The sequence below is a fragment of the Streptomyces sp. NPDC052101 genome, assembly GCF_040680235.1.
Classification (GTDB): Bacteria; Actinomycetota; Actinomycetes; order Streptomycetales; family Streptomycetaceae; genus Streptomyces.
Genome location: NZ_JBFAWH010000091.1, coordinates 1 through 5,312, shown reverse-complemented (window position 1 = coordinate 5,312; position 5,312 = coordinate 1). Strand labels below are relative to the sequence as shown.

Here is a 5,312-nt window from a genome sequence, read left to right as displayed (position 1 = left end):
CTGACCGGCGAGGCCACCATCTCCTGGCGCGACCCGACATCACCGGATCAAATCCGCATCCCGGGATGAAACATCGGGAGAAAACGACCTCTTACGCCAGCGGGCCCACTGCGCGTGGTACTCCTCGCCGACCAAACCCGCGAGTGTGGCGCGCTCTCGTTCGGCGGATCGTTCCAGCTTGATCAACTCATCGGGGACCTCTGCCACGGCCGGACCCTAGACGTCGGCCACGGCAGCCCGGCTCTCGGGGATACCGCCCGATCGGGTACAGCCGCCCTCGGCCTGGAGGCTGGTGTTCTCGCCCGGGCTGCGGCCCATGTCGGTGAAGCCTGTGAGGTGCAAGAGGAGGGTTCACCGGCGTGGCTGCCGTTCCGGCGCGCCGTCACCGCGGAGGACGATGCGGTCCTGGGGCGAGCACGGTCAAGACCGCATCGACCCGCCGATGATGAACGCGCCGCCGTGTCCCTCGCGTGTCCTGATCGTTTTGGCTTTACGCCGAAAACGATGACCGACAGCTCCTGAACTGGGGGAAGACATGGCCCAGCGCCAGTCCGGCACTGTGAAGTGGTTCAACGAGGAGAAGGGATTCGGCTTTATCACGCCGGAATCCGGCCCCGACCTGTTCGTCCACTTCCGGGCGATCCAGGGGGGCGGCTTCAAGTCCCTGAAGGAGGGCCAGAAGGTCTCCTTCGTAGCCGTGCAGGGCCAGAAGGGCATGCAGGCAGACGAAGTCGTCGTGGAGGAGTAGGAGTGCCTGACCGCAGCCGTCCGGACCTTGGTCTGTGAGGGCTGGACGGCCGCGGTCAGGCTGCGGCGCCGGAGCCCAGCAGCGTGCTCAGGCATGAACGGTGGAGGTGCTCATGGGGGAAGCAGGGGCTGACCGGCCCCCTCCGCCCGACATGCGGCCCGTGCTGTACCTCCCTATCGAGCCCGCCGTACATCCGCAGATCGACCAGATTCGTTGGCCGCCCGGGCCGTGGCGATGCTCGCCTACCCGCTCTACCCGCTGAGCATCGTGCTCGGCTGGCCGGTCTGGCTGCTGGCCATCGCCCAGGCCGAGGTCGGGGCCGGGATCGGCGTCTGGGGTTTCATGTGGGCCACCAGCGTGCAGACCCAGGTGCCGGGCGAGGTGCTCAACCGCGTCCACGCCTACGGGGTCGCCGGTTCGGTCGGCATGTACCCGATCGGCAGCGCCCTGGCCGGCCTGGCTGTCGGGGCGTTCGGCACGGACCGGATGCTCCTGGTCGGCGTCGTGGTCGGCTTCCTCACCGCCGCCGCCCTGCTGGCCGCCCGCCCGCTCCGCACCCTGGGCCGGGTGCCGACCCGCTCCTGAGCAGCCACAAGAAGGAGAGGGAGCCGACGTGGGACCGTCGGCTCCCGCGTCGTCCATCCGGCCACCCAGCGACCGTCGTCGAGGTGTCCTTGGTGCCGTCACCCGTCGTGCTGTGGTGTCGGGCGGTGCAAGTCGCCATCCGGCGGACGGGTTGTATGTACCCGGCCGCCGACCGACATCTGGTGGGGGCGGGTGGTTCGTCCGTATCCGGCCGAACCTGGCCAGGCAGCGGCCGCTCCAGCCACACCCTGTTCCGGCAGGCCCTGCTCGGATCCGACGATCTCGTTGCGTTGCGCCCACACGGCATCGTCGCCGACGACACTGGTCTGGTCTGGGTCCCCGTCGGCCCCGAACCTCCCCGAGAACTCCTGGTTCTGACCGCCGCGACGGGGACCTTGTGGAGCATGCTCTTGAGTCGACGAGCGCGTCGCCGGGCGGTGAGATCTGCCCGGTGGGGCTCTATTCCGCGGCGACCAGCCAGCCGAGCACCTGGTCCAGTGGCGTCGCCTTGAGCCCGAAGACCCGCTCGACGAGGCTGGAGTCTGTCAGAAAGGGTTGGTGCGACATGTGCGCGGTCTCGGCGAACTCGGCCCAGATCGGCGATGTCAACGACAGCAGTGCGATGTCCCTGTCGGTCATTGTTTCGAGCTGCGGCGTCGGGGAGCCCGCCAGATCAGCAAGGATGGTGGCCAGCTCGAGTACGGTGGCGTTGGTCGCCGGGGCGTGCCAAGCGCTGCCGAAGGAGCGTTCGTCGCGGGCGAGGGTCACCAGGGCGCGAGCCGCGTCGTCGATCGAGGTGTAGCCGGTCGGCGTGTCGAGCGCGGCCGGGGTCAGGGCCAGCTGCCCGGCGAGCACGTTGGCCTGGACGGTCAGTGTGAAGGACGACATGGCACCCACGCCGAGGAACTGTCCGGAGCGCACCTCGGTGGCTCGGACCCGCCCGCTGGCGTGGGCTTGCGCAGCCTCCTGCCACATCTGCGCCCTGACTCGGCCTTTCGGTCCGGTGGCAAGGAGCGGGAGGTCTTCGGTGACCGGGCCGTCGACGGGCCCGTAGCCATAGAGGTTCCCCAGCATTACGTAGTCCGCTCCGCTGCGCTCGGCCGCGGTCAGGATCGCCCGGAACAGCGGCGGGATGGCCTGCGGCCAGGTGTCATAGGCGGGCATCGCGCAATTGAAGACTGTTGCGGCGTCGCGGCACAGCTCGGCCAAAGCCTCGGCGTCGGTCGCGTCGAGAGCGATCGATTCGATCAGCTCGTGCTCGGGCCCGGAGCCGCGGCGGCTGACGAGGCGCACCCGTTCTCCGTCCTCGGCGAGCAGGCGGGCTGTGGCAAGCGCGGTGGCGCCAGCGCCGACGATGACATGGAAAGGTATGGCAGGCATGGCTGTTCTCCGGAATCCGGTATCGGGATCACCCCGCGGGAACACACGGTGGTGTGGAGGCGCTGATCCCACTGTGCGGGGCACTTCCCCGCCCGAGGCAGTACCACTACAGCCAAGCCCCCGGAGGATCCGGCCATGTCTGCGCCCCCGCATGAAGTCGTGTTCGTCGCCGTGCCACCGATCATGGCGCACGACCTGTCAGTGGCTCAGGCGGTGCTCTCCCAAGCCGGTCCGGCCGGGCTGCCGGCCTATCGGGTACGCGTAGCGACGGCCGAACCCGGTGTCGTCGAGACGGTCATGGGGCCCGAATTGGTGATCCGCGACGATCTCGGCGTGGTGACGCAGGCGGACACGGTGTTCGTCATCGGCGGTGGCGGGCGACCGGACGTCGACGAGCGCGTCACTAAGGCGTTGCGCGAGGCGGCCGGTGCGGGAAAGCGTGTCGTCGGCTTGTGCACCGGAGCGTTCGTACTCGCACAGGCAGGTCTGCTCGACGGCCGTCGTGCCACCACGCACTGGCACCTGCTCGACGAACTCGCCCGAACGTTTCCGCAGGTCTTGGTCGAGCGTGAGGCTCTGTACGTCGAGGACGGGCCCGTGCTGACCTCAGCCGGTGCCGCGGCCGTCATCGAACTCTGCCTCCATCTGGTTCGCTCCGACCATGGGGCCGCGGCCGCCGCGGCGGCGGGCAGTCTGGTCGTGGCCGGCCCGGTCCGACCTCCCGACCAGTCCCAGCAGACCGCGCCGCTCTCGCCGGCGCGCAGGGACCAGTCCTTGGCCGCCACCCGCGCCTGGGCCCAGTCCCATCTGGGCACCCCGATCGCCCTCGCGGACCTGGCCGCGCACGCCAGCGTCAGCCAGCGCACGCTGACCCGCCGGTTTCGCGCGGAGACTGGGCTCAGCCCGCTGCGGTGGCTGCTGCATCAGCGGATCGACACAGCTCGCCAACTACTCGAGACCACGGAGCTGACCATGGACCGGATCGCCGAACGCAGCGGGTTGGGCTCATCCGACTCGCTCCGCCAGCACTTCGTCGCCAGCCTCGGAGTCACACCGAGCGCCTACCGGGCGAGATGGCGCTCGGTGTGACTCCGAGGTTGGTGACGCGGCTGGCTGGGGTTTGGCTGCTGATGCCGGTGTGGGGTCGGTGGTAGTTGTACCAGTCCAGCCAGTCGGGAAACGCTGCCTGGATCCACGCTGTACCCCCGCGATGCAGGCGGGTCAGCTGTGCCCGCCAGACCTCCGTCTGACGCGAGTACGCTCTCCGGCAGACGGCACAAGATGCAGGAGGAGGGCCCAAACCACCGCTTGGGATGGCTCGGTGGACATGCAGTTGTCCAACGCGGAGGTCCGACACCATCGGCCGTTTGCCCTCGCGGTGTTCGGAGCCGCGGTTGAGCTGGGCGCAGCAGATGATGCCGCGCCGGTCTCTTCGGCGATGATCTTCAGTTCGCGGCTGATCTCGGAGACCCGCTCATACGGCGTCTGCCGGCCATTGCTCTGGTCAGTCTCCATCAGCTGGAGATAGTCGATGATCACGAGTGGGGTACGGCCGGTCTCCCGGGCGAGGGCCTTGATCCGGTGGCGGACACGGCTGGGCGAGACGCGTGCGGCGTGGTCCATCCACAGCGGCAATTGGGTGAGGTCGGGCAGGACCCGCTGCATGCGGGTCCAGTCGTTGTCCTCGATGGCCGGGCCGCCGTCCATCGGGTGGTGCAGTCCCAGCGTGGCCCAGGAGGCAAGCACGCGATTAAGGACTTCCGCCTCGCCCATCTCCATGGAGTGCACGAGCGTCGGTCGGCCACTGTCGGCGTTGGCGAGTGCGGCGCCGAGGGTGAACGCGGACTTGCCCATGGCGGGGCGGCCGGCCACCACGATCACGTTGCCTGGCCGCATCTTCACGACCGTCGTGGCCAGGGCGGGACTGTGTTCGCACAGCTTGCCGAGGCACTTGCGTTCGGTCTCAGTGGGGAGTTCTAGCCGGCGCGTGATCCAGTCCGTGACCCGGCGGACGGTCAGGTGGGGCAGCGGAGCGTCCGTGGGGATTGTCCCCGTGCGGTAGGGCCGCAGGTGGCGGGGGACGGTGTTGATGTCGCCGCGACAGCCCAGGTGTTGGATCTCCCGGGTGAGTGCGGGAGCGTTGGTGCAGCCCTCCATCCACCGGTGATGCAGAGAGAGCCGGTAGTCGTCGATCACGCTCGGGCGGTGGGTTGCGGCGACGAGAAGCTGCTCGACATCGGCGGCCCGGGCGAAGCGCAGGACGGTGCCGCGGCTGAGGCGGAGCTCGCGGGCGATGGCTCGCAGGCTGTCGCCGCGTTCGATGCGTTCGTGGATCCACTGGTGGCGTTCGCGGGTGCGGGCGACCAGCGGCCGCTGCCGTCCGTGCACGTCCAGTTCGCCCAGGAGGGTGGGGTGTTGGACGCCAGCTGGCGGACGGGTGTCGTCCTGGTTGGCCCGCACGGTGAGGGGTTCGTGCAGGTCGGCGCGGTGTCGTCCGACGACGTGCTCGACGGCCTCGGCGAGGTTGTGCAGCAGGTGCCAGGCATCGGCAACTTGCCGGGCCTGTGGTGCACCGGCGTGGGCGCCGTCGCGGAAGGAG

General features: G+C 69.3%; 7 protein-coding genes. 4 read left to right on the top strand and 3 right to left on the bottom strand.

Features of this window, described 5'->3' with window-relative positions:
* Positions 1-39 precede the first annotated feature (39 nt).
* On the bottom strand, positions 40-207 hold the full coding sequence (locus AB0L75_RS43765; RefSeq protein ID WP_365191882.1) for a hypothetical protein: 168 nt from the start codon (positions 205-207) through the stop codon (positions 40-42).
* 328 nt (positions 208-535) lie between these two features.
* On the opposite strand from AB0L75_RS43765, the gene AB0L75_RS43760 reads away from it, so the two are divergent.
* Both AB0L75_RS43760 and AB0L75_RS43755 read left to right on the top strand, forming a co-directional pair.
* Positions 536-748 (top strand): cold-shock protein, encoded by a 213-nt coding sequence (locus AB0L75_RS43760; RefSeq protein ID WP_365191881.1) that lies wholly within the window; start codon positions 536-538, stop codon positions 746-748.
* Between the two features lie 213 nt (positions 749-961).
* Positions 962-1,333 carry a hypothetical protein gene (locus AB0L75_RS43755; protein ID WP_365191880.1) on the top strand — a complete coding sequence of 124 codons (372 nt, stop codon included), beginning with the start codon at positions 962-964 and terminating at the stop codon, positions 1,331-1,333.
* Positions 1,334-1,792: 459 nt separating this feature from the next.
* On the opposite strand, the gene AB0L75_RS43750 is transcribed toward AB0L75_RS43755, so the two are convergent.
* Positions 1,793-2,713 (bottom strand): NAD-dependent epimerase/dehydratase family protein, encoded by a 921-nt coding sequence (locus AB0L75_RS43750; RefSeq protein ID WP_365191879.1) that lies wholly within the window; start codon positions 2,711-2,713, stop codon positions 1,793-1,795.
* A gap of 159 nt (positions 2,714-2,872) precedes the next feature.
* Between AB0L75_RS43750 and AB0L75_RS43745 the strand changes: the two genes are divergently transcribed.
* A complete protein-coding gene (locus tag AB0L75_RS43745) occupies positions 2,873-3,802 on the top strand; it encodes a helix-turn-helix domain-containing protein (protein ID WP_365191878.1) in 930 nt (309 codons plus the stop codon).
* A gap of 132 nt (positions 3,803-3,934) precedes the next feature.
* On the opposite strand, the gene AB0L75_RS43740 is transcribed toward AB0L75_RS43745, so the two are convergent.
* On the bottom strand, positions 3,935-4,909 hold the full coding sequence (locus tag AB0L75_RS43740) for a DnaB-like helicase C-terminal domain-containing protein (RefSeq protein WP_365191877.1): 975 nt from the start codon (positions 4,907-4,909) through the stop codon (positions 3,935-3,937).
* A gap of 9 nt (positions 4,910-4,918) precedes the next feature.
* Here AB0L75_RS43740 and AB0L75_RS43735 point away from each other — a divergent pair.
* The coding region (locus AB0L75_RS43735) for a hypothetical protein (RefSeq protein WP_365191876.1) at positions 4,919-5,312 on the top strand (394 nt) is incomplete at its 3' end.